Below are 26,048 nucleotides of genomic sequence, written 5' to 3' on the forward strand. Positions count from 1 at the left end.
ATATAATATGTTAGAAAACGGAAGTAAAAGATTGGTTATAAAAATGCACCCAGATGATAATGTACTGGTGGCTTTAACAGATTTGTCTAAAGGAGAAAGTGTAGTTTTTGAGAATGAAACTTACATTCTGCAAGACACAATCAAGGCAAAGCATAAGTTTTATACAACCAATTTGAGAGCGGGAGATGAAATTATTATGTACGGCGTTTTGGTTGGAAAAGTACAATGTGATGTTGGAAAAGGAAGTCTTATGACAACTGAAAACCTTAAACATGCAGCTGAGCCTTATAAATTTCGTGAAGTTGATTTTGAATGGCAGGCGCCAGATGTTTCAAAATATAAAGACAGAACTTTTAACGGATACAAAAGAAACGACGGTCGTGTAGGAACTGCCAATTATTGGTTATTTGTACCAACAGTATTTTGCGAAAACAGAAATTTGGATGTAATACGCGAAGCTTTACATAATGAGTTAGGGTATTCTGTAAGTGATAAATATACTCAGTATACTCATGCTTTACTTGAAGCATATAAAAACGGAAAAACTCTGGATTCAATTGACGTTCAGTTAGCTCCGGAACCATATACAAACAAAGTTTTTAAAAACGTAGACGGTATAAAATTTTTAAATCACCAAGGAGGCTGCGGAGGCACACGCCAAGATTCGGCTACCTTAAGTGCCTTACTAGCATCATATGCAAATCATCCAAATGTTGCTGGAATAACAGTACTTAGTTTAGGATGTCAGCATTTGCAAGTACAAGATTTTACAAACGATGTCAAAAAACAAAATCCATCTTTTGATAAACCATTATACATTTTTGAGCAGCAACAATCAAAAAGTGAAGAACAATTAATCGCAGATGCCATTAAAAAAACATTTGAAGGATTAATTGAAATAAACAAACAAGAACGAACTCCAGCACCTTTGAGCGAATTATGTTTAGGAGTTAAATGCGGTGGAAGCGATGGTTTCAGTGGTGTTTCGGCAAATCCTGCGGTAGGTTATACATCAGATTTGCTGGTGGCTTTGGGCGGTAAAGTATTGTTAGCAGAATTTCCAGAATTGTGCGGTGTCGAGCAAAATCTTATCGATCGTTGTACATCAGAAGAAACAGCAAAAAAGTTCATTGATTTAATGCAGTCTTATGATGCATTAGCACATAAAGTAGGTTCAGGATTTCATATGAATCCATCTCCAGGAAACATTAAAGACGGTTTAATAACCGATGCAATAAAAAGTGCCGGTGCTGCCAAAAAAGGTGGAACCGCTCCTATAATTGATGTATTAGATTATACTGAACCAGCTACAAAAGCAGGTTTAAGTTTAGTTTGCACACCAGGAAACGATGTAGAAGCAACAACAGGAAAAGCAGCATCTGGGGCGACATTAATATTGTTTACAACAGGATTAGGAACTCCAACAGGAAATCCGGTTTGTCCAGTAATCAAAGTAGCGACAAATTCGGTTTTAGCTAAAAAAATGAGTGACATTATCGATATTGACTGCGGCCCAATTATCAGCGGTGAAAAAACCATTGAAGAAATGGGAGAAGATATTTTAGAATATTGTATCAAAGCAGCCAGCGGTGAAATTATTCCAAAAGCAGTATTATTAAATCAAGACGATTTTATTCCGTGGAAACGAGGAGTATCATTGTAATAATTATAAATCGTAACTCTTAATATCTAATAATCTAAAAGATCAAATAATCTAATCATATGTTTTCATTACAAAACAAAAAAGCAGTTGTTACTGGTGGCGGAAGCGGAATAGGAAAAGCCATTTCGGTTTTATTTGCTAAACAAGGAGCTGAAGTTCATATTGTTGAATTAACAGAAGAAAGTGCTAAAAGCGCTGTCGATGAAATAAAAGCTAATGGAGGAAAAGTATTTTCGCACGCTTGTAATGTTGCGAACCAACAAGAAGTAATAGCAACATTTGAGAAAATAGGAAATATCAATATTCTGGTAAACAATGCCGGAATCGCTCACGTAGGTAAAGTAGACACTACTCCCGAAGCAGATTTTGACAGAGTGATGAGCGTGAATGTAAAAGGTGTATACAATTGTTTGCATGCTTCAATACCACAATTTAGAAATTCTAGCGGAGGCGTAATTGTAAATATGGCTTCTATTGCGGCTTGGGTGGGAATCTCGGATCGATTTGCCTATTCTACAGCCAAAGGCGCTGTAATGGCAATGACCTTATCAATAGCGAGAGATTATATGAGCGAAAATATTCGTTGTAATTCTATTTCACCAGCACGTGTACATACACCATTTGTAGACGGATTTATTGCCAAAAACTATCCGGGTAAAGAAGAAGAAATGTTCGAAAAATTATCAAAATCTCAGCCTATCGGACGTATGGCAAAACCAGATGAAGTTGCAGCTTTAGCTTTGTTTTTATGCAGCGATGAATCTGGTTTTGTTACCGGTTGCGATTATCCTATAGATGGAGGTTTTATAAAATTAAATAATTAAATTACAATGAAAGTTGCCTTATTCATACCCTGCTATATAGATCAGTTTTATCCCAATGTGGGTATTGCTGCTTTGCAATTATTAGAAAAGCTGGGGTGTGATGTTACTTTTCCTTTAGAACAAACCTGCTGCGGTCAGCCAATGGCCAATAGCGGTTTTGCCAGTTTAAGTAAAGGCTGTGATAAGAATTTTGTTAAAAATTTTACAGGATTTGATTATATAGTAGCTCCATCAGGAAGCTGTGTTTTACATGTAAAAGAACATTTACAGGATTTAGAAAATCCGCAAGCAGCATTACACATTCGTAATTCAGTTTATGAACTTACAGAGTTTCTAACAGATGTTCTAAAAGTAGAAAGCATTAATGCTGATTTTCCATTCAAAGTGGGCTTACACAATAGTTGTCACGGACAAAGAGGATTACATCTTTCATCAATGACAGAAAGAGTGCTGCCTGAATTTTCGAAACCCGAGCAATTACTAAAAATGGTAAACGGAATTACGTTAAGTAAACCCAAACGAAACGATGAATGTTGTGGCTTTGGAGGTACTTTTTGTGTGTTTGAAGAAGCAGTAAGCGTAAAAATGGGTAAGGACAGAGTAAAAGAGCACGAAGATAATCAAGTAGATTATATTACCGGAGGAGATACCAGTTGTTTAATGCATTTAGAAGGAATATTAAAACGACAAGGAAGTAAAACAAAAACAATTCATATTGCCGAAATATTGAATAATGGTTTATAAGTAGATTAGAAAATTTCTTCGACTTAAATCGAGGGAGTAAATGATATAGTCATCATTAATTGTATATTCAGAATAATGAATAAAATTAAATTATTTACGCTTTTAGTACTTGTATTATTTGTTGATTCAGTCTGTTTGGCACAGAAGAATCAACCCATAAAACTATGGTATAAACAGCCAGTCATGAAATGGTCTGCTGAAGCTTTACCTATTGGCAATGGACGGTTGGGAGCTATGTTTTTTGGCGGAGTTGAACAAGAAGTTATTCAGTTTAACGAACAAAGCCTTTGGTCGGGTGATAACAACTGGGATGGCGAATACGAAACAGGCGATCACGGATTTGGTTCTTACCGTAATTTTGGAGAAATCACAATTGATTTTATAGATAAAAGTGCTTGTTCTAATTATTCCCGTTCGCTTGATATTTCGACAGGAATTCATCAAACTAATTTTACTCAGAATAATATAAAAATTAGCCGTGAAGGTTTTGCCAGTTATCCAGATCAAGTAATGGTTTTTGAATATAAAGCTAATGGGAAGAATGTTTTTTCAGGAACAATTGATCTTCATTCAGCTCAAGGTGCAATAAGCAAAGCCAGTACAAATAGCATAAGTTTTATAGGAGAAATGCCGAATAAACTGAAATATGCAGCCAAACTTTTGGTACAAAATAAAGGAGGAAAAATACGCTTTGAAGGTGAAAAATTGATTTTTGAAAACTGTAATTCATTAACATTGATTTTAAATGCTAGAACAAACTATAAACCTGATTTTAAGTCAGATTGGCGAGGAGAAGATCCAATGCCGCGTATTGAGAAAGAATTAGCGGCCGCTAAAGCCAAAGGTTATGAAAAACTGAAGGCAGCTCACATAAAAGATTTGAGTTCGTTGCTTTTGCGAGTATATCTGAATATAGGAAATACGGATGCAACAACTTCTATTTTACCAACCGATGAACGCTTAAAAAAATATGCCGCTGGCGGGGTTGATCCTGATTTGGAAGAAATGATGTTTCAATATGGGCGTTATTTATTAGCAAGCAGTTCTCGTCGTGGAGGTTTGCCTGCTAATTTGCAAGGTTTATGGAATGACAGCAATACACCTGCTTGGGCAAGTGATTATCACAATAATATTAATGTGCAAATGAATTATTGGGGAGTCGAATCGACTAATTTATCAGAATGTCATTTGCCATTAATTGATTTTATCGTAGCAGCTCAAGAACCTTGTCGTATTGCTACTCGCAAAGCTTTTGGAGAAAAAACACGCGGCTGGACAGCTCGAACCAGTCAAAATATATTTGGAGGAAATGGCTGGGAATGGAATATACCAGCAAGTGCTTGGTATGCGCAACATGTATACGAACATTGGGCATTTACGAAGGATAATGAGTATTTACGTCGTACGGCATATCCTATTATTAAAGAAGTTTGCGAATATTGGGAAGACAATTTAAAAACGATGCCAAATGGACAATTAATGGTTCCAAATGGATGGTCGCCTGAGCATGGTCCGCGCGAAGATGGAGTAATGATGGATCAGCAGTTGGTTTGGGATTTGTTCCAAAACTATCTAGACGCAGCCAAAGCACTTAGCATTGATAATGATTATCAAAACAAAGTGGCGGATATGCAAGCCCGTTTAGCTCCAAATAAAATTGGAAAATGGGGACAATTGCAGGAATGGCAAGCAGACAGTGATGACCCAAATGATGAGCATCGCCATACATCGCATCTTTTTGCGGTATATCCAGGACGTCAAATTAGTATTTCTACTACGCCGGAACTAGCCAAAGGAGCTATTCTTTCATTGCGCAGCAGAAGTGGAAATTTTGGAAAAAATGAAAACACACCTTTTACAGTAGAATCTACTCTTGGTGACAGCCGCCGCTCATGGACTTGGCCTTGGCGTTGCGCAATTTGGGCGCGTTTAGGCGAAGGTGACCGTGCCGAGATTATGATTCGCGGATTACTGACATACAATACATTGCCAAATTTGTTTTGTAATCATCCGCCGTTTCAACTAGACGGTAATTTTGGAATTACTGCTGCTATGGCTGAAATGCTTATTCAAAGCCAAAAAGATAAAATTCAGTTACTTCCGGCACTTCCAAAGACGTGGAAAAAAGGAGAAGTAAAAGGTTTATGTGCTAGAGGCGGATTTGAAGTAGATATGAAATGGGAACAAGGTAAATTGGTGAGCGTAAAAGTACTATCAAAAGTTGGTGGAGTTTGTAAAGTGCAAAGCGGTAACAACAATATTGAAATTACGACACAGCCAGGTAAAAGTTATACGTTTAATGCAGAATTGAAAGAGATTAGTAAAAAGTAATTATGAAAACAACCCATGCTGATTTAGCAGAAAAGTTTATAGCAGACGAGCCAAGAACCAATTGGCACGACGAAACTTTGTGGTTTGTTCGTGAAAAACGAGACAAAGCTGCGCATGGTTTGCCCGAATGGGAGCAGCTGCGTGAATGGGGATCGCAGATTAAAAACGCCACAATTTCTAATCTTTCCAATTATTTAAAAGAATTTGAAGAAAAAGCCACTGCCAATGGCATAAAAGTTCACTGGGCTTCAGATGCGAAAGAACATAATGAAATTGTTCATAAAATCATTAAAAAACATGGTATTCAGAAAATCGTGAAGAGCAAGAGTATGCTTACCGAAGAATGTCATTTGAACGAATATTTACAGCATAACGGAATTGAAGTAGTCGATACCGATTTGGGAGAACGTATTGTTCAATTCAGAAAAGAACCGCCAAGTCATATTGTACTGCCGGCAATTCACTTAAAAAAAGAAGATGTAAGTGCCACTTTTCATGAGCATTTACAAACTCAAAAAGGAAATAATGATCCGCAATATTTAACCGAGGCAGCAAGACAACACTTGCGTAACAAGTTTGTAGAATCTGATCTGGCAATTACTGGAGTCAATTTTGCCATTGCAGAGACAGGCGGTTTTGTAGTTTGTACCAATGAAGGAAATGCCGATATGGGAGCACACACAGCTCCAGTGCACATTGCCTGTATGGGCTTTGAAAAATTAATTCCAAAAGCAGCACATTTATCAGTGTTTTTGAGATTATTAGCTAGAAGTGCCACAGGCCAGCCTATTACAACTTATTCAAGTCACTTTCATAAACCAAGACCGAATCAGGAAATGCATATCGTCATTGTTGATAATGGCCGAAGTAAACAATTAGGAAGAGAAGATTTTAGAAATTCCTTAAAATGCATTCGCTGCGCAGCCTGTTTCAACACTTGCCCTGTATATCGAAGAAGCGGCGGACATAGTTATCATACAGCTGTTGCAGGACCAATTGGTTCTATTCTAAATCCAAATTTAGATATGAAAGCTAATGCCGATCTGCCATTTGCTTCAACTTTATGCGGAAGCTGCACTAATGTATGTCCAGTAAAAATCAACATTCACGAGCAGTTATGGAAATGGAGACAAGTGATTGTTTCCGAAGGTTATGCTGCAACAAGTAAAAAAATAAGCATGAAAGGAATGAATTTCCTGTTTTCAAATCCTAAAATCTATCGTTTGATGGGAAAAGTTGGGAGAAGAAGTATGCAGTTATTCCCTTTTATAGTTAATAATAAACTAAATGTTTGGTTCAAGCAAAGAGAAATGCCAGTTCCTCCAAAGGAATCTTTTAGAGATTGGTATTTAAAGAATAAGAAAAGCCAAAATTAAAATATTTGATAATAAAAAAATGAGTGCAAGAGAAAACATATTGAATGCTATAGCAATGAATCAGCCTGAATTTATTGAAATTCCTGTTATTGACAGCAGCGTTGTAATTCAGTATGATGATGTATATGCGCAGTTTAAAACAGTTTTAGAAAGTATTGGCGGAAAAACCGAATTGATTACAGATATTAGAATACTGATAGATCAATTAAAAGCGGATAAGCAGAACGGAAGTTTTGTTGTAAATACAATCGCTGCACTTGGTGAAGTAGACGAACAAGCCGCTTTTTTAGCAGCATCTGAATTAGAGAAAGTTGAAAAAGCTTATGTAAAAGGAACAATTGGAGTTGCAGAGAATGGTGCTGTTTGGGTTTACGAAAGTGAGATGATCAACAGACTCGTTCCCTTTATTTGCCAGCATTTGGTTTTAGTAATCGAGAAAAGAAATATTGTTGACACTTTACATCAAGCTTATGAAAAAATAGATGTGTCGAAAGAAGGATTCGGTGCTTTTATAGCAGGACCATCTAAAACAGCCGACATTGAACAATCATTGGTAATAGGAGCGCATGGAGCTAGAAGTGCTGTGATTTATGTAATTGAATAATCGGCAAAAATAAACTTTAAACAAATAAGACAAAGTATAATATATTAAATAAGAATAAAATGAAACTAATACGATTTGGAGAAGCTGGTAAAGAAAAACCGGGTATTTTAATAGATGAAAAAAGATTTGATGTATCTTCAATAGTAACAGATTATAATGAAGCATTTTTTGAAGAAAACGGACTAGAGAAATTAAAAAAAGCATTAGAAAATAACCCTGTTTTACCAGAAGTGGATTCAAATGTACGTTTAGGTTCTCCAGTAGCAAGACCTTCAAAAATAATTTGTATTGGATTAAATTATGTGGATCATTGTCATGAAACCAATGCGCCAATTCCAGCAGAGCCGATTATCTTTTTTAAATCCACAACTTCACTGTGCGGACCAAATGATAATTTGATTATTCCAAAGAACAGCGAAAAAACGGATTGGGAAATTGAGCTGGCTTTTGTAGTAGGAAAAAAAGCAAGTTATGTAGAAGAAGCCGAAGCTTTAGATTATGTTGCAGGTTATGCTTTATTGAATGATTACAGCGAAAGAGCTTTTCAGATCGAACGTGGAGGACAATGGGCAAAAGGAAAAGGAAGCGATACATTTGCGCCGCTTGGACCCTTTTTGGCAACTCAGGATGAAATCGCAGATGTGAATAATATACCAATGTGGTTAACTGTAAACGGGAAAAAGTTCCAAAACAGTAATACCTCAAATTTGGTATTCAAAATTCCGTTTTTAGTTCATTATTTAAGCCAGTTTATGACTTTGCTTCCGGGTGATATTATCAGCACAGGAACGCCTCCCGGTGTAGGTTTAGGAATTAAACCAGAACCTATTTACATCAAAGCAGGAGATGTGATTGAATTAGGAATGGATGGTTTAGGCAGCAGTAAACAACATGCTGTGGCTTATACGAAATAAAATAATGCAACCTGTTATTATAGTATATTAGAACAGAGATTTAAATCAAAAGCACAATGAGCTTTTGATAAAGATCTAAAAAATGGTTTACAAAAAACAACCACAATCTTGTCATCCCGAGGAACGAGGGATCTCCGTAAGCAGCTCGACAAAGATTGGTAATTTATTTTGCGGAGATCCCTCGTTCCTCGGGATGACAAAAATGCGCAAGCCATTTTTGAAGATAAGCTTTTGTCAAAATTCCTAGCTTTGCTGATTTTGTGCAAAAAGTATCTTTTTTTTTCAGACTTAAAATCTGTCTTGATTGTTATCGGGATTGTGATTTTAAGTAAATTTATTATGATTTGCTTAAAAAGTGTTATCGTACACACAAAGAATTTGTAATTTTAAAATAATTAAAAAATAGTAAATATGGTTAAGTCATTTCTCTTTTCGCTTCTGTTATGCTGCACGGTGTCGTTTGCACAAGAAGTAAATATTATCCCGCAACCCGTAAAAGTTGTTAAGAACACTGGGAGTTTTGTGATTAATGCACAAACAAGTTTGGTCGCTGCCAATAAAGAAGATAATGCTTCAGCAGCTTTTTTAAATGATTATTTGTCTGATTACTATGGTTTTGTATTGCCAGTAGTAAAAAAAGCAACCAAGAATTATATCAAATTAACAAGTCTTAAAAATTTTCAAGGGCTTAAAGGTGAAGGATATAGTTTAAAATCAGATAAAAATGGTGTCGAAATTACAGGAAATTCTCCTATTGGAACTTTCTACGGAATTCAAACTCTTATTCAATTACTGCCTGCAGAAAAAAGCAGTAATCTTGCAATAGCATCAGTAAATGTTCAAGACGAACCTCGTTTTGCTTACAGAGGTGCTATGCTTGATGTTGGACGTCATTTTTTCTCAGTGGCATTCGTTAAAAAATACATTGACTATTTAGCATTACATAAATTGAATTATTTTCATTGGCATTTAACCGAAGATCAAGGTTGGAGAATTGAAATTAAAAAATATCCAAAACTTACAGAAATTGGTTCTAAAAGAAACGGAAGCATCATTGGTAAATATCCAGGTAAAGGAAGTGATAATACGCCAGAAGGAGGTTTTTATACACAAGAAGAAGTAAAAGACATTGTAAAATATGCTTCAGATAGATTTATTACAGTAATTCCAGAAATCGAAATGCCGGGACACAGCAGTGCTGCAATTGCTGCTTATCCTGAGTTGAGCTGTTTTCCTAATGAGAAAACCAATCTTCCTGCTAATATGATTTCAGATAAGAGTAAGCAAGAAATGGCTAACGGAAGAAATAAGATCGTTCAGGAAACTTGGGGCGTACATGCTGATATTTTTGTTCCGACTGAAAATACTTTTAAATTTTTAGAAGATGTATTGGATGAAGTAATTGCGTTATTCCCTTCAAAATACATTCACATTGGCGGTGATGAAGCTCCAAAAGACGCTTGGAAAAAAAGCGAATTTTGTCAGCAGATGATTAAAGAAAAAGGTTTAAAAGATGAACACGGTCTTCAGAGTTATTTTATTCAACGTATCGAAAAATATGTAAACGGAAAAGGAAGAACTATAATTGGCTGGGATGAAATTTTAGAAGGAGGTTTAGCTCCAAATGCTATCGTTATGAGCTGGCAGGGAGAAGCTGGCGGAATTGCTGCTGCAAAAGAAAATCATCAGGTTATTATGACTCCAGGAAGCCACGTTTATTTAGATCATTCGCAAACTAAAAACGAAAAAGAAGTTACCATTGGAGGTTTCTTGCCGTTAGAAAAAGTATACAGCTACGAGCCAATTCCTAAAGAGTTGAATGAGCAGCAAGCAAAATTCGTTATGGGAGCGCAAGGAAATGTTTGGACAGAATACATGGCAAATCCTGCCAAAGTAGAATACATGATATTCCCTCGTTTGAGTGCCTTAAGTGAAGTTTTATGGTCTCCAAAAGATAAAAAAGATTGGTCTCAATTTCAAACAAAAATTGAAACCATGAAAAAACGTTATACCATGTGGGGAGCAAATTATTTTAAAGAGCAATAATAATACGCAATCAATAAAAGACAGCTCAACTAGGGCTGTCTTTTGTTATTTGCCTAGTTTATTTCACGCAGATTCTGCAGATTAAAGCAGATTTAAACTAAGATACTATGAATAATAATCTACACTTATCGGCGTAAATCTTTTTAAATCTGCGTAAAAAAAAACAAAAACATAGGCAACTATGTGTTTAAATAAAATAACCGCAACGCTTAACTTTTAGCTAATTATATCAAATAATGAAAACCAAAAAAATAACCACAACCGTAATTTTAGCTGTAGCATTGATGTTTTCAATGCATTTGCAGGCGCAGGCACAGGCACAGGCACAGGCACAGGAGTCCGTTCATATAATACCACAGCCCGTAAGTTTAGAAATCAAACAAGGCAGTTTTTCCTTTGATAATTCTACTGTTATAAAAGTAGATAAGAAAGATCCTGCTGCCGAAAAAGTAGTTCACTTTTTTAAAGAATATGTAAAACGCGTTACAGGATTTGAATTAAACAATACTAAGCCAAGCGGAAAAGAGATTGTTTTTAGTATCGAAAAAATCAAAGAAATTGGAGACGAAGGATATTTACTTTCTATAAACCCAAAAGAAATTCATATCAAAGCCAATACATCCAAAGGACTGTTTTACGGCGTACAATCCTTATTGCAGACACTGCCTTTTAGTCGTACCAATGATTTAGTTCAAATTCCAAGTATGGAAATAAAAGATTATCCTCGCTTTCAATGGAGAGGGATGATGTTGGATGTGAGCCGTCATTTTGCTTCTCCAGAATTGGTAAAAGAATTTATCGATTTACTGGCAGCTTACAAAATGAATGTTTTTCATTGGCACTTAGTCGATGGAGCAGGCTGGCGTTTAGAAATTAAAAAATATCCTAAACTTACCCAACAAGCCGCTTGGCGTGTTGATGATTGGGGAAAATCATGGAATTGGGCTGAAATAGAATTTAATGCTGACAGAAGCAAATCGACTTATGGTGGTTATTATACGCAAGAACAAGCCAAAGAAATTGTAGCTTACGCCAAAGCAAGAAATGTTACCGTCGTGCCAGAGATCGAAATGCCTGGTCACTCAGAAGCTGCAATGGCGGCATATCCAGAACTTTCGTGTAATTCTAAAAATAATTTTGCACAGTCGGGTAATTTCTTAGCCAGTAAAGTAGAAAGTAATTATTGTGCAGGAAACGATCAAGCTTTTTCATTCTTGCAAGATGTATTAACAGAAGTAATGGCAATTTTCCCTTCCAAATATATTCATATTGGTGGAGACGAAGTAGACAAAACGAGCTGGAAACATTGTGCTAAATGCCAAGCTAGAATGAAAACGGAACAATTGAAAGACGAGAAAGAATTACAAAGCTATTTCATTCGCAGAATGGAAAAATTCTTGGTTTCGAATAACAGAAAAATGATAGGTTGGGATGAAATTCTTGAAGGCGGATTAGCTCCAGAAGCTACTGTTATGAGCTGGCGTGGAGAAGCAGGCGGAATCGAAGCGGCTAAAATGGGACATGATGTAGTGATGACACCAGGTTCTCCATATTATTTTGACCATTATCAAGGTGATCCTGAAACAGAACCTCTTGCAATTGGCGGATTTAATACGCTGAAAAAAGTATACAATTATGACCCAATTCCAGTAGAATTAACCGCCGAAGAAGCTAAACGTGTTTTGGGTGCACAAGCCAATTTATGGACAGAATACATAAGTACTGCAGAACATGTTAAATATATGATTCTGCCTCGTATGCTTGCATTAGCTGAAGTATTGTGGTCTAAAAAAGAGCAGCGTGATTGGAAAAATTTTGCTGAACGTTTACAACCCCATTTAGTAGGTTTTGAGCAAAGAGGAATCCGTTATTCAAAAGGAAATTTCAAAGTCGATATTAAGCCGGTAGTCGAAAACAATAAACTTTTTATAGAACTTGATACAGATCAAATAGATGCAGTAATTTATTATACAACTGACGGAAGCGCACCATCTACAAACAGCATTAAATATGAAAAACCATTTGTAGTAAATAGTTCTATGACCGTAAAAGCAATCACGGTTATAAATAATAAAGTAGTGAGTGCAAAACCTGCAGAACAATCTTTTACCTTCAATAAAGCAACTGGAAAAACAATAAGTTACACAAATGCCAACAGCAGTCATTATCGTGCTAACGGAGTGAATACATTAATTGATGGTTTTAGAGGAACAAAAGATATTGGCAAACAATGGCACGGTTTCAATGAAAATGATTTAGTTGCGACTATAGATTTGGGAGCAAGTACATCAATAAGCAGTATTACTTTGGGCTGTATTCAAAATTGGAGCCAATGGATATTTTTACCGCAATATGTAAAATTTGAAATATCACAAGATGGCGTTACTTTTAAGGAAGTAAAAACAGTGACGAACTCTATAGCCGCTTCAGAAAAGGATATTCAGATAAAAGATTTTACCGCTCAATTTGCGGAGCAAAAAGCTAAGTTTGTCCGTGTTACAGCCAAGAATTTAGGTCAGTGTCCAAAAGGACATCCAGGAGAAGGACAATCGGCGTGGCTGTTTGTAGATGAAATTATGGTAGAATAAGTGATAGTATAAAAAAGTAGAAATACTTTTTAATTTGAACGATGTATAAAAAAGAGGTCAGTTTCGCAAGCCGCGAAACTTGACCTCTTTTTTATTCTAGATATTGTGTCTGATTATCCTAAGTTTGAAACCTTGCTACTGGTTTCAACTATTGGAAAGCATTTTTTGTTAAATATTAAAAATCTAGTAGTTTTTTGTTTTTTAGATAACAGATTATTCTTTTAGATGTTCTAAATTTGTAAAGTGCGTAAACTAATCGTCTACATATTCATCTTTCTAATCGTATCCAATATTGGGTTCTTTCAGCAGTTTTATAAATTGCCTATATTGATCGAACATTACAATGAACACCAGCAAAGACACAATATAAGTTTTATAGATTTTTTGGAAATGCATTATTGGGGAGACGACATCAACGATAATGATACTGATCGCGATATGCAGCTTCCGTTTAAGCATATTTCGAGCGCTTCTTTTCAGCTTGTATTTGTTCCTGCAGAAAAACACACATTTGACATTCCTTTTAGTACTGATTTTTCAGAGTCAGGCATAATTCCTTTTACTTCCAACTTATATTCTAATCCTGCATTGTTTGCAGTATTCAGACCTCCTTTGGCATAATTTAATTTTCTAAGATTTTATTGTGGTTAAGACATTTTGATGTTTTAACCATGACATTATTATTTCTAAAAAATTAAATCAAATTATGCTCAATAAGATCATTCAATTTTCAGTTAAAAATAAACTGGTAATTGGGGTTTTCACCTTGCTGTGGATTATCTACGGTGTTTTTGAAGTTACCCGTTTACCAATTGATGCCGTTCCTGACATCACCAACAATCAGGTTCAGATTATTACAACTGCTCCGTCTTTGGGCGCAGAAGATGTAGAACGTTTAATCACTTTCCCGATCGAACAGGCGATCAGCAATATTCCGCAACTTAAAGAAAGCCGCAGTATTTCCCGTTTCGGACTTTCGCTTGTAACTATTGTTTTTGCTGATGATACCGATGTGTATTGGGCGCGTCAACAAGTGGCAGAACGTTTGCAAAAAGTAGAAATTGCAGAGAATGCCAGTATTCCCGAAATGGCGCCAGCAACAACAGGTTTGGGCGAAATTTACCAATATGTTTTAAAACCGCAACCCGGTTACGAAACCAAATATTCGCTTGAAGATTTGCGTACCATTCAAGATTGGACAATTAGGAGACAACTATTGGGAACTCCCGGAATTGCTGATGTAGCTACTTTTGGAGGAAAGCTGAAACAATACGAAATTGCCGTAAATCCGTCGCGATTAAAAGCACAAAACCTGACTATAAAAGAAGTTTTTACCGCCTTAAGCAGTAATAACGAAAATACAGGTGGAGCTTATATTGAAAAAGGACCAACTGTATTATATATCCGAAGTGTGGGATTGAAGCGAAATATTAAAGATATTCAAAATATCATCGTTAAAAATACGCAGGCAGGAACTCCAATTTTAATCAAAGATATTGCCGAAGTAAAAATGTCCTCAGCGATACGTTACGGTGCTTTAACAACAGATGATATTGGCGAATCTGTGGGTGGAATTGTGATGATGCTGAAAGGCGAAAATGCCAATAATGTTATCGTTAATGTAAAAAAACGTGTTGCCGAAATCGAAAAGATTCTGCCAAAAGGTTTAAAAATTGAGCCTTTTTTAGATCGTACTAAAATGGTCGACAATGCGATTGGTACAGTGGAGAAAAACCTGATCGAAGGTGCTTTGATTGTCGTTTTAGTTCTGGTACTTTTTCTAGGAAATTTACGAGCTGGATTTATCGTAGCTTCTGTGATTCCGTTAGCCATGCTGTTTGCCATTATTATGATGAACACCTTTGGCGTAAGCGGAAATTTGATGAGTCTTGGTGCGCTCGATTTTGGTTTAATTGTCGATGGTGCCGTTATTATTGTTGAAGCGATTTTACATCATATTCATAGTGCCAAAAAATACAAAGGAATCGATACCATTTCGCAGGAAGAAATGGACAAAGAAGTTACCAGTTCAGCAGGACGAATGATGAATGCCGCAGTATTTGGACAAATCATTATTCTGATTGTTTACCTGCCAATATTATCTCTTGAAGGTATTGAAGGTAAAATGTTTAAACCAATGGCACAAACAGTTGCCTTTGCTATTTTGGGAGCATTTATTTTGTCACTTACTTATGTTCCAATGGTAAGCGCTTTGTTCATCAGTAAAAAGGTTAGTCATAAACCCAATCTTTCTGACCGAATTATGACAAAATTGGAAGGACTTTATGAAAATTGGCTGACCAAAGCTTTAAAGATGAAAAAAGGAATTGTCATTTCGGCTTTTGTTTTATTTGGAATTGCTTTGCTGCTTTTCAGCCGAATGGGAGGAGAGTTTATTCCACAGTTAGAAGAAGGCGATTTCGCGGTAGAAACCCGATTGTTGTTAGGAACGAATCTTTCGACGACAACAGAAACCATTCAGAAAATTTCAAATAAACTTAAAACGGAATATCCTGAAGTCGAAAAAGTGGTTTCGAGAATTGGAAGTGCTGAAATACCTACCGATCCAATGCCTATTGAGGGCGGAGATATGATTATTGTACTAAAAGATAAATCAGAATGGACAAGCGCTTCTTCGTTTCCAGAACTGGCAGATAAAATGACCGAAACCGTAAAACAAGTTGCTCCAGGAGTTACAACAGGTTTTCAGTTTCCAGTACAAATGCGTTTTAATGAATTGATGACGGGAGCCAAACAGGATTTAGTTTGTAAAATTTATGGAGAAGATCTCGATAAGTTGGCTCAATATGCAGAACAATTGGGCGCAATTAGTAAAACGGTTGAAGGTGCAACAGATTTGTATGTTGAAAAAGTAACGGGAATGCCTCAAATCGTAATTGATTATGACTGGGCAGAAATGGCAAAATATGGCATTTATGTTTCCGATATTAATCAAACCGTAAATGCGGCTTTTGCAGGAGCTGTAGCTGGAAGTATTTACGAAGGCGAAAAGCGTTTTGATATGGTGGTAAGAGTGGAAGCAAGCGGGCGAAAAGACATTTCGGACGTTCGAAACCTTTTAATCTCAACCCGTTCCGGAATGCAGATTCCGTTGTATCAAGTGGCTTCTGTAAAAGAGGTTGAAGGACCTAACCAAATTCAGCGTGAAGATGCTAAACGAAGAATTATCGTTGGTTTTAATGTAAGAGGTCGTGATGTAGAATCTATCGTGGAAGAATTGCAGAAAAAAGTCAACAGCCAGATCAAATTTGATCCTGGATATTATGTTACGTATGGCGGAACTTTCGAGAATTTGCAACAGGCAAAATCACGTTTGGGAGTTGCGGTTCCAGCAGCTTTGTTTATGATTTTGGCTTTATTGTATTTTGCTTTCAGATCGTTTAAAGAAGGAATTATCATTTTTACGGCAATTCCATTATCGGCAATTGGAGGTGTTTTTGGTTTAGCCTTGCGAGATATGCCTTTTAGTATTTCAGCCGGTGTTGGTTTTATTGCGCTTTTTGGTGTAGCAGTTTTAAACGGAATTGTTTTAATATCGGAGTTTAACCGAATACAAAAACAAGGTGAAATTACAGATCCGTTCCAAATCATCCTTACAGGAACCCAAAACAGGTTACGTCCTGTATTAATGACCGCTGCAGTGGCTTCTTTAGGATTTTTGCCAATGGCGCTGAGTAACGGAGCAGGAGCAGAGGTTCAACGCCCGTTAGCAACGGTAGTTATTGGCGGATTGATAACGGCAACTTTGCTGACACTTTTTGTACTTCCGGCCATTTATTTAATGACCTATCATACCAAAGTATTTTCGAAAAAAATTAAAAAATATAAAATGGATAAACTGACTTTATTACTTGTCGCTTTATTGGTTACAGCTTCAATGCAATCGCAGCAAAAGCCTGTCTCTCTGGATGAATCTTTGTTGATTGCGCTTCAGCATAACAGAAGAATTAAATCGGCTCATCTTAACGAAAAGTCCAAAGAACAATTGCAAAAATCAGCGTATGATATCCCAAAATTAGCTTTAGATGCTGATTATGGTCAGTTCAACAGTGCTGTTAATGATTCACGTTTTGGTGTGAGTCAGACTTTTGCTTTCCCTACTTTATACACCCATCAGAAAAAAGCGTTGCAGGAAAATTATAATGCTGCCAAAGTGACTTCACAATTGACTTCGCAACAGATTAAATCGAATGTGAGAAGCTTGTTTTATTACTATATCTGGCTCAATAGTAAAAAGGAATTATTGGCTTACGCCGATTCTATTTACAGATTAATGGAGCAAAAATCAGATTTACGTTATAGAGCGGGAGAAACCAATGTATTAGAGAAAAGCGCTTCTCAATCGGCAAGGCAGTTTTATACCAATCAGCTTACGATGGTCAATAAAGATATTGCGATTACGCTGAAATCTTTTAATACAATTTTGCAGGATAGTATAGTGCATGTTCCTATTTCGGCAAACATCAAACATGATTTTGCTATTTCATTAAATGAAAAAATAAATACAGCAGAACTTCCGCAAATTCAACTTTCGAATCATGAAGCAGAAGCGGCAAAATGGAAATGGAAAGCGGAACAGGCTAAACTAATGCCGGATATTACGGTAGGATATAATAATTTAAGCATTATTGGTACACAAACCAGTGCTGCAGGGCAGGAAGTGTATTATGACAGCGGTCACAGGTTTAGTTATGTGAATTTGGGAGTATCGATTCCGTTATTCTTTTCGAGTCAGTCTTCACGCAATAAAGCGGCAAAAATTGAATATGAAAATTACAAGATGATGGCAGAATCGTTAAAAGTTGAAATGACAACAGAAATCGCTAATGCGGTTAGTGAAGCCGAAAAGTATAAAGAAAGTCTTAATTATTACGAGAACGAAGGACTTAAAAATGCGACTGTGATTATTGATGCGGCAAACAGCCAACTGGAAAATGGAGATATTGATTATTTGCAATGGGTTTTGGTCGTAAATCAGGCGATTACCATTAAAAATGAATATCTCGACAGGATTAACGATTACAATAAAGCGATTATAAATCTTCAAACTCTCACTAATTTATAATATCATGAAAATATATATCATCACGATTTTTAGTCTTTTATTGCTGGTTTCCTGTAATAGTGATAAAAAGAATCAAGAGAAGGAAACAGTACAAAAACAGGAAAATACCATTCAGTTAAGCAGCGAACAGATTAAAAATGCGGGACTTGTTGTGGGAAATCCAGAAGAAAGAACGGTAAAAGGAATATTACAACTTCAAGGAACTGTAACGGTTCCGCCAAAAAGTGTTGTTTCGGTTAGTATTCCGCTTGGCGGCTATATTAAAAAAACAGATTTAATGGCGGGAATGCATGTTCGAAAAGGACAATTATTAGCCGTTGTTGAAGATATGCAATACATACAATTACAGCAAGATTACCTTACGGCGAAAGAAAAATTTCAGTTGGCTAAAAGCGAGTACGACCGACAAAAAGAACTAAATGCAAAGAAAGCAAGCAGCGATAAATTGTACGAACAAACGGCTACAGAAATGCAGACTCAGCGTATTTATATGTCGTCTTTGGCACAAAAATTATCTTTATTAGGGATTAATGTCAAAACGCTTTCAGCTTCAAATATCAGTAAAACGGTTTCAATTGTTTCGCCAATAAATGGTGTAGTATCTAAGATAAATGTAAATGTGGGTAAATATATTGCTCCAACAGATATGCTTTTTGAATTGATGGAAATGAGTGATATTGTATTGGTAATGAATGCTTTTGAAAAAGATATTCATTTGCTTTCAGTAGGGCAAACGGTAAGTGCTTTTACGAATGCCAATCCTACAAAGAAATTCCCTGCAAAAATAGCGTATATCAATCGCAGCCTTAATGATGATCGTGCGGCGGAAGTTATATGTAAAGTAAACCAATATGATAAAACATTAATTCCCGGACTTTTTATTAATGCTGAAGCGGAATTTGAAAACGAGAAAGCGATTACAGTTCCAGAAGATGCTGTGGTAAGATGGCAGGGTAAGTTTTTTGTTTTCGCTTTAAGCGGAAATAATCAATACAAAATGGTTGCAGTAGAACCCGGAACTACGACTGATGGTTTCCGTCAAATTAAATCTTCGACTATTGATAAATCGTCAAAAATTGTGATTAAGAATGCGTATACACTTTTAATGACTTTTATGAATGGCGGAGATGAATAAGTAAGTCGGAAGTTTGAAAGTCATAAAGTCAAAAAAGATTGATATTGATTAAAAGAATTATTTAGTTAATTGTTGGTAAGAGGGCAGTCCTGATTTGGGTTGCTCTTTTCATTTAAGTAGTCTGAACGCCAAAAATATATCCTACGAGTGCCGACATTACCATTGCAAAAGTTCCCCAAATACAAATACGAAGTACTGCTTTTAATATGTTTGAACCTCCTGCTTTAGCGGCCAAAACTCCTGAAAAAGCAAGAAAGAGTATTGAAAAAGCATATTGACAAAATACCATATCGCGTATAGGAGCAAAAATGGCTACCAAAACGGGTAATAATCCACCAACAATAAACGATACAGCCGATGCAAAAGCTGCCATTAATGGATTTGCCTGTGTGATTTCGTTTATTCCCAGTTCATCTCTGGCGTGAGCTTCGAGTGCATCATAAGCTGTTAATTCCATTGCAACTTGGTGTGCTAAAGGTCTACTTAATCCTCTTTGTACATAAATATCAGTGAGTTCTTCAAGTTCGATTTCGGGCATGGTTTTCAGAGCATGACTTTCTCTTTTTAAATCGGCTGCTTCAACATCAGATTGTGAGCTTACAGACACATATTCTCCTGCTGCCATAGAAAGTGCTCCCGCAACCAAACCTGCTACTGCGGCGAGTAAAATAGGCTCTCGTGTGGTAGTTGCGGCAGCAACACCAATAACTAAACTGGTTGTAGATAAAATTCCGTCGTTTGCGCCTAAAACAGCTGCTCTAAGCCAGCCGCTTCGGTTGATATAATGATTTTCAGCTTCCATTAGTGCACCTGTTGTTATTTCATTATGAAGTTACTTCAAAAAGCGTTTGATAACCAGATAAAAGCTGATAGAATGATTCTAAATTTTCAAGGAGATAAATAGATCTTTTGAATATAAAGCTCCATAGGAGCGATACTTTTTTTCAGAATATAAATATATTCCGCTTCTATGGAACTTTTTTGTTTGTCTTATTGCAATTCTATAAATATTTTACCCCGCTGGGGGCACTTTAAAGAATAGTCACCACTTTTTCAAATCGTCCGTGATGACTTATTGATACGTTCTGAATTGTATTTTGAGAAGTGAGTAAGTAGGGAATACCGTTTTTATCTTTTAGAATAAACTTTCTTTCGATTTCTGTCACATCATTAAGATTTTCTAAAATATTGACTGCAATAGTATGGATATGGTCTTTAGAAAGTGTTGTTTTGGTATAATAAACAGTATCAAAACAAGTAACAATTCCTGTAGCAGTATTCTGGTTTTGAGATGTGATCGAACAAACGAGTTTTTGCGGGATATATTCTCTTATTTTGGTTTGACGGTTATAGATTTTATAAGCCGCTTCTTTCATACTCCAAAGCAGCCAAACCATAATTTCTGGATTTGGTGCATTTGAAATAAGCAATTGTTCGTCTTGTGTAAATAGTTTTTGTATAAAACCTTTACGCTGCCAATTGCTTTCCTGTCGTGATTGTTGAATATCTATTACATCATTGCCAATCATTTTTCGGATAACTTAGTTTCTATGATTTCTACGGCAACTTTTACATTAAGCATACGTTCCATATCGGTATTATCAATTACTACATCAAAGTTTTCTTCGATATCCAGTACAATATCTACCAAGTTAGCCGAATTGATATTTAGATCCTTAATGAAATCAGTATTTTCATTAAGGTTGTTATACGCTTCGGTATTAGTAGTGTATGGTTTTATAATCAATTTTAGTTTAGCGATAAGTTCTTCTTTGTTCATATTGGTTTTTAGTTTTGGGTTATGTTTTTTTCAAATGAGATTTGAATTATTACTATAATTTGTCATCTGTTATGAAAATTTCTTAAGGATTATACAGGCATTTACATCACCAAAACCAAAACTGGCTTTGGCAATTATATTTGGACTAATTTCGATTGTTTTTAAAAGTATTTTAGATGGATGAATCAATGTAGTAATTTCGGTATGAAGATCATCACAGTTTATATTTCCAAATATAAAACCTTCGTGAATTTGTAGTATTGCAGCAATACTTTCGATACTTCCTGCGGCACTTAAGCAATGTCCTGTCATGCTTTTTAAGGAATTGATATACGGAAAATCTTTTCCTTTTCTGTTTAATGCAATAGTCCAGTTTTCAATTTCAAGACTGTCTTTTGTGGTTGCGGTAAGATGTCCGTTGACTGCATCAATATCAGTTGCAGAAATTCCGGATTGCTTAATTGCATTGGCAATACAGCGTTGTACAGCTGTGCTGTTGGGTGCTGTCATACTTCCGTTACCACGTTGTCCGCCCGAGTTTACATTTCCGCCTAATATTTCGGCATAAATAGTTGCACCACGTTCTAAGGCGGTTTCTAAATCTTCGATGACTAATGCTCCTGCACCACTTCCAGGCACAAATCCTGCAGCTGAGGCGCTCATAGGTCGGGAACCTTGTTCGGGATTATCATTGTATTTTGAACTGCAAACCCGAAGGGCATCAAAGCCTCCCCAAATATAAGGTCCGCTATCGCCCGTACTTCCTGCTAGTATGCGTTTGGCCTGTCCAGATTGTATACGATCGTAAGCCATTAAAATAGCTTCGGTTCCAGTTGAGCAGGCAGACGAATTTGTGGTAATTTGATTCCCGAGCCCTAGTTTACCGCCTAGATAAGCGCTGATACCGCTATTCATGGTTTGAGCCACAACAGTACTGCCTAATTTTCGAACCTGAAGTTCATCTATTTTATATATGCTTTCGCGAAATTTATCAATTCCTGAAGTGCCAGAACCAAAAATAATTCCGCTGTCCCAATCAGGTTCTTCGTTGAGCTCTATGGGTAATCCTGCATTTTTCCAAGCTTCGATACCTGCAATAACACCATATAAGATGCCGGTACTGCTAAAACCACGAAGTTCCAGTTCTGTAAAATACAGGGCTTTTAATTCTTCGGATATTTCAGGTTTTCCTGCTATTTGACAAGAGAATTGAAGTTCTTCCAACTGAGTATCATGTCGAATTCCTGATATTCCGTTTTTTATGGCGTGACTAAATTCGGTGATTCCAACTCCGTTTGGAGCAGCAACGCCTAATCCTGTTATTACAACTCGTTTGCTCATAATCTATTTGTAATCATACCCGCCAAAATGCCTTTACAAACTTCTTGCCCGGCTTCGTTTGTCATTACTACTTCACATTTTAATTTTCCAAATCTAAAGAATGTTTTTTGAGAAGTTACTGTTACTTTTTCGTTTGGATAAACAGGTTTTAAAAATTGCATATCGGCTGATGTAAAAGCGATTATAGTATCTTTATTAAAGTTATTTCCTAATAGGTAAACACCTAGACAGACCATGCCAATTTGCGCCATTGTTTCGGTCAGAATTACTCCTGGAGTTACAGGATTATCTTTAAAATGGCCTTTATAAAAATCTAGATCTTCTTTAAAAGTATAAGTTCCAATAGCACTATTTTCGTCTACATGGAGCAATTCATCTACAAATAGAAAAGGTTTGCTGTATGGTAACTGTGCTTGGATATTTTCTAAGGTCATGATTTTTTTGTTTAATGGTTTGATGTTTGACTGAACGCGGATTTTACGGATTTACTTCGTAAAGACGCTGATTAAAACTGATTTTTTTATTTCATTTATTCATTGTCCAACGTTTTTCAATTTTAAAATCCGTTTAAATCCGCGTTTTCGCATCGCGAATCAGTAAAATCCGCGTTCAGTTTTATACAATATTACCATTGCAATAAAACTCGCTGTGCCGAAAATCCTGGACCAAAACTGAGCATTAATCCTTTTTCTCCTGCTTGCGGATTTTCGTCCATAATTTGTTCTAGAACGTATAAAACTGTAGCACTCGACATATTACCATACTGTTTAAGTACTTCTTTAGTTGAGTTTATGTTTTTTTCTAATTCTGAGAAAAGTGACTCTACTTTATTAATGATTTTTTTTCCGCCGGGATGGAATATCATATGATCTATATTTTCAATTTTTAAACTATTTTTTTCTAGAAACGGATGAATAATATCTTCAAAATGGGAAGCAATAGTTTCTGGTACTTCTATATCCAGCACCATTTTTAAACCATTATTAGTGAGTTTAAATCCCATCATATGTTCAGCATCATAAAAATGATACATTTCTTCATCGAGTATTTCGGGACCTAAATCCTCTTCATAGGAAGATAATAAACAACAAGCTGCGCCATCACCAAAAATAGCAGCACTTACAATATTAGGCATTGAAAAATCATCAAGTTGAAAAGTTGCCGTTGGTGATTCTACAGCAATTACAGCAGCACGTTTTCCAGGATTAGCTTTCAGGAAATTTTTAGCATAAATTATTCCAGATATTCCCGCTGCACAACCCATTTCGGTTACAGGAAGCCGTACAATATCTTGCCTTAATTTCATTTTATTGACAAGATATGCATCTAAAGACGGAATCATTATTCCCGTACAGCTTACAGTAATGATATAGTCTAAAGTTTCGGGATTCCAATTGGCTTTTTCGAGTGCTTTTTGTAGAACCTGTTCGCCCAGTATAATAACTTCCCGACTATAGATATCGTTTTTATCTTCAAATGAAGTTGCTGTAAAAACAGATTCAGGATCCATTATAGAGTAACGTTTGTCTACAGCGGCGCCTTCAAATATTTTTTTGACTTTTTTGATGAAGCGTTCGTCTTGTCCGTGAAGCCAATTTTCTAGCATTGGAATTATTTCGGACGTTTCTCTTGAATATTGTGGTAGCTGCTTGGCAACTGTTACTATTTTTACACTCATGTTTTAGTAATTATCCATTGATAGCGAAATGCCCATTTCCAGTTTATGGTATAGTTTTTTAATTTTAGTTTTTTGGAGAATTCTTCCAACTCATTTTTTTTAAATCCTCTTAAAATAGATACTAGTCCGTCTTCACGCGACATTTTAGTCAAACTAAAAAGAACACAGATCAATTCAAAAAGACGATATGCTAGTTTGCTGCGATGCAGGTCGTTAATAATAATTCCAACCTCAACATTCTTATTAAAGATAGTAATTATATTTAATATTTCGACATTGGTAAAATGATGCAACGTCAAGGTGCATAATACAATATCATATTTTAGGCTTTCAAATTCTGGGCTAAAAATGTCTTCGCAATAATATTGGATATTAGGATATTCTCTAGATAAATTTTGTGCATATTTTATTGTAAAAGCGTTTGCATCAATGCCGATAAGTTTAAATTTGAGATTATTTTTTTTACCAAATTTCGCCAGCATTCGCAGCATATCGCCATTGCCGCAGCCTATATCAGCAATTGTTATTGTTTTGGCAGTATCCGTCTTTTTTAGCAATTGTTTTATTCCGTGAAGAGTGAGTTTGTTGCCGCCAAGCAATTGATTTATACGTGCAATTTGGTCAAGTGCGGCTTGGAGTTCTTCTCCTTGAAGAGAAAAATCATCCATAATCTCAGGAGCGAGTGTTCTATATTGGGTGCTAACTGCCATTTAGTGAATTGCTATTGTTTTGCCATGTGTTTGTTTTATTATTCTAGATATTACTTTAGGAAACGATGCTGCTATTGTAACAAGTATGTTTGTAATAATTTTATGAGTTAAGATCTGGGCAAGAATTCTGCCCCAAAGCATTCTTTTTCCAAAATGAATATTCCATTCTTCGGTATACTTTTTTTCGACGATTTCACGAGGCATTTGTTGTTCCGAAAAATATTCTAAGATTAATTCTGATGCTATTTTGGCACTGTGAATTGCCATCGCCATTCCATTGCCGCAAAGCGGATGAATAAGTCCAGCCGTATCGCCAATCATTAAAATATGGTTTTCAACAGCTTGTTTTTTGTCAAAAGAAATTTGACTTATAGTTAATGGTTTATCAAAGAGGAGTTGACTATTCTCAAAAATGTCTTTAAGATGCTTATTTTTATAAAGTACATTTTGCTGATAGTCTTCAATGTTTTTATATTGTTTAAAGGTTTTATAATCTGCCAGATAACAGATGTTTATGACATTGTTTTCGACTTTAGAAACTCCGCAATAACCTCCTTTAAAGTTGTGAAGCGCCACAAGATCATCGTCTAAACTTCCAGAATAGTGTGCTTTTACTGCTAACCAAGGCGATTTTTTATGAATAAAGCTTCTTGTCAAAACTTGATCTATGTTTGATCTTTTTCCAAAAGCACCTAAAACTATTTTTGCTTTAAAAGTATGATCTGAAGTATTTATGGTGAATACATCATTATCAAAAGATACATTAGTTACGGTGTCATTAATAATAGTACAATTATGAGCTGATGCTTTTTGATATAAAAAATGATCGAGTGTATATCGGCTTACGCCAAAACCTCCTAACGGAAGTGCTGCAGAAGCTTTTTTCGCGTTGCCGGCAGTAAATTCAAATTTTGAAATGTTGGTGGGATTTAGTTCTAAAACATCGGCGCCAAGCCATTGCAAATAGGGAAGGATTTCGTTAGAGATATATTCACCGCAAACTTTGTGTCGAGGATAACTTGATTTTTCGATCAAAATTACTTTTAGTTTCTTTTGAGACAAATGTATAGCCGCAGTCAAACCGGCTAGTCCGCCGCCAATAATGAGTACATCCGGATTTGTTTCCATATCACTAATTTAGAAATTATATCTTAGATAATGGTTAAAATGAGGAGATTAAGTTCGTTTCGAATAATAAATAAAATAAAGGATCAGGAAATATTAAATT

The 26,048-nt window shown here is 35.9% G+C and carries 20 protein-coding genes; 12 read left to right on the forward strand and 8 right to left on the reverse strand.

The annotated features are described in order from the left end of the window. Positions 1 to 7: 7 nt before the first annotated feature. From ACHRV0_RS16800 to ACHRV0_RS16855, 12 genes are all read left to right on the forward strand, one after another. The gene (locus tag ACHRV0_RS16800) at positions 8 to 1,663 is read left to right on the forward strand and encodes a UxaA family hydrolase (RefSeq protein ID WP_395441694.1); all 1,656 of its coding nucleotides are present in this window, start codon (positions 8 to 10) and stop codon (positions 1,661 to 1,663) included. Positions 1,664 to 1,722: 59 nt separating this feature from the next. Then, positions 1,723 to 2,487 (forward strand): SDR family NAD(P)-dependent oxidoreductase, encoded by a 765-nt coding sequence (locus ACHRV0_RS16805; RefSeq protein ID WP_395441695.1) that lies wholly within the window; start codon positions 1,723 to 1,725, stop codon positions 2,485 to 2,487. A 6-nt stretch (positions 2,488 to 2,493) separates the two neighbouring features. Further along, on the forward strand, positions 2,494 to 3,231 hold the full coding sequence (locus ACHRV0_RS16810; RefSeq protein WP_395441696.1) for a (Fe-S)-binding protein: 738 nt from the start codon (positions 2,494 to 2,496) through the stop codon (positions 3,229 to 3,231). A 75-nt stretch (positions 3,232 to 3,306) separates the two neighbouring features. Further along, positions 3,307 to 5,562 (forward strand): glycosyl hydrolase family 95 catalytic domain-containing protein, encoded by a 2,256-nt coding sequence (locus tag ACHRV0_RS16815; protein WP_395441697.1) that lies wholly within the window; start codon positions 3,307 to 3,309, stop codon positions 5,560 to 5,562. A 2-nt stretch (positions 5,563 to 5,564) separates the two neighbouring features. Continuing rightward, positions 5,565 to 6,938, forward strand: a complete 1,374-nt coding sequence (locus tag ACHRV0_RS16820) for a lactate utilization protein B (protein WP_395441698.1) — start codon at positions 5,565 to 5,567, stop codon at positions 6,936 to 6,938. A gap of 19 nt (positions 6,939 to 6,957) precedes the next feature. Beyond that, positions 6,958 to 7,542, forward strand: a complete 585-nt coding sequence (locus ACHRV0_RS16825) for a lactate utilization protein C (RefSeq protein WP_395441699.1) — start codon at positions 6,958 to 6,960, stop codon at positions 7,540 to 7,542. A 59-nt stretch (positions 7,543 to 7,601) separates the two neighbouring features. Further along, positions 7,602 to 8,456, forward strand: a complete 855-nt coding sequence (locus tag ACHRV0_RS16830) for a fumarylacetoacetate hydrolase family protein (protein ID WP_129022820.1) — start codon at positions 7,602 to 7,604, stop codon at positions 8,454 to 8,456. A gap of 411 nt (positions 8,457 to 8,867) precedes the next feature. Then, positions 8,868 to 10,502 (forward strand): beta-N-acetylhexosaminidase, encoded by a 1,635-nt coding sequence (locus ACHRV0_RS16835; RefSeq protein ID WP_395441700.1) that lies wholly within the window; start codon positions 8,868 to 8,870, stop codon positions 10,500 to 10,502. Between the two features lie 236 nt (positions 10,503 to 10,738). Beyond that, positions 10,739 to 13,090, forward strand: coding sequence for a family 20 glycosylhydrolase (locus ACHRV0_RS16840; RefSeq protein WP_395441701.1), 2,352 nt, complete (start codon positions 10,739 to 10,741; stop codon positions 13,088 to 13,090). Between the two features lie 327 nt (positions 13,091 to 13,417). Then, a complete protein-coding gene (locus tag ACHRV0_RS16845; RefSeq protein WP_395441702.1) occupies positions 13,418 to 13,711 on the forward strand; it encodes a hypothetical protein in 294 nt (97 codons plus the stop codon). 85 nt (positions 13,712 to 13,796) lie between these two features. Continuing rightward, positions 13,797 to 18,176 carry a CusA/CzcA family heavy metal efflux RND transporter gene (locus ACHRV0_RS16850; RefSeq protein WP_395441704.1) on the forward strand — a complete coding sequence of 1,460 codons (4,380 nt, stop codon included), beginning with the start codon at positions 13,797 to 13,799 and terminating at the stop codon, positions 18,174 to 18,176. Positions 18,177 to 18,180: 4 nt separating this feature from the next. Further along, complete coding sequence (locus ACHRV0_RS16855; protein WP_395441705.1) at positions 18,181 to 19,311, forward strand: efflux RND transporter periplasmic adaptor subunit; 1,131 nt, start codon at positions 18,181 to 18,183, stop codon at positions 19,309 to 19,311. A gap of 112 nt (positions 19,312 to 19,423) precedes the next feature. Here ACHRV0_RS16855 and ACHRV0_RS16860 read toward each other — a convergent pair whose 3' ends face one another. The 8 genes from ACHRV0_RS16860 to ACHRV0_RS16895 form a co-directional block, all read right to left on the reverse strand. Then, entirely contained in the window at positions 19,424 to 20,113 is a 690-nt protein-coding gene (locus ACHRV0_RS16860) for a VIT family protein (RefSeq protein ID WP_395441706.1), read from the reverse strand. Between the two features lie 229 nt (positions 20,114 to 20,342). Next, positions 20,343 to 20,840: a 4'-phosphopantetheinyl transferase superfamily protein gene (locus ACHRV0_RS16865; RefSeq protein WP_395441707.1), complete on the reverse strand. Its 498-nt coding sequence runs from the start codon at positions 20,838 to 20,840 to the stop codon at positions 20,343 to 20,345. Next, complete coding sequence (locus ACHRV0_RS16870) at positions 20,837 to 21,091, reverse strand: acyl carrier protein (protein WP_395441708.1); 255 nt, start codon at positions 21,089 to 21,091, stop codon at positions 20,837 to 20,839. Before ACHRV0_RS16870 ends, ACHRV0_RS16865 begins: the two co-directional genes overlap by 4 nt. A gap of 69 nt (positions 21,092 to 21,160) precedes the next feature. Then, complete coding sequence (locus ACHRV0_RS16875; RefSeq protein ID WP_395441709.1) at positions 21,161 to 22,432, reverse strand: beta-ketoacyl-[acyl-carrier-protein] synthase family protein; 1,272 nt, start codon at positions 22,430 to 22,432, stop codon at positions 21,161 to 21,163. Further along, complete coding sequence (locus tag ACHRV0_RS16880; RefSeq protein ID WP_395441710.1) at positions 22,429 to 22,866, reverse strand: 3-hydroxyacyl-ACP dehydratase FabZ family protein; 438 nt, start codon at positions 22,864 to 22,866, stop codon at positions 22,429 to 22,431. Before ACHRV0_RS16880 ends, ACHRV0_RS16875 begins: the two co-directional genes overlap by 4 nt. Positions 22,867 to 23,057: 191 nt before the next feature. Then, complete coding sequence (locus tag ACHRV0_RS16885; protein WP_395441711.1) at positions 23,058 to 24,110, reverse strand: type III polyketide synthase; 1,053 nt, start codon at positions 24,108 to 24,110, stop codon at positions 23,058 to 23,060. Beyond that, entirely contained in the window at positions 24,107 to 24,820 is a 714-nt protein-coding gene (locus ACHRV0_RS16890) for a methyltransferase domain-containing protein (protein WP_395441713.1), read from the reverse strand. The genes ACHRV0_RS16885 and ACHRV0_RS16890 overlap by 4 nt, the downstream gene beginning before the upstream one ends. Next, positions 24,821 to 25,948, reverse strand: a complete 1,128-nt coding sequence (locus ACHRV0_RS16895; protein ID WP_395441714.1) for an NAD(P)/FAD-dependent oxidoreductase — start codon at positions 25,946 to 25,948, stop codon at positions 24,821 to 24,823. Between the last annotated feature and the right edge of the window lie 100 nt (positions 25,949 to 26,048).

The sequence above is a fragment of the Flavobacterium sp. FlaQc-30 genome, from assembly GCF_044005885.1.
Classification (GTDB): Bacteria; Bacteroidota; Bacteroidia; order Flavobacteriales; family Flavobacteriaceae; genus Flavobacterium.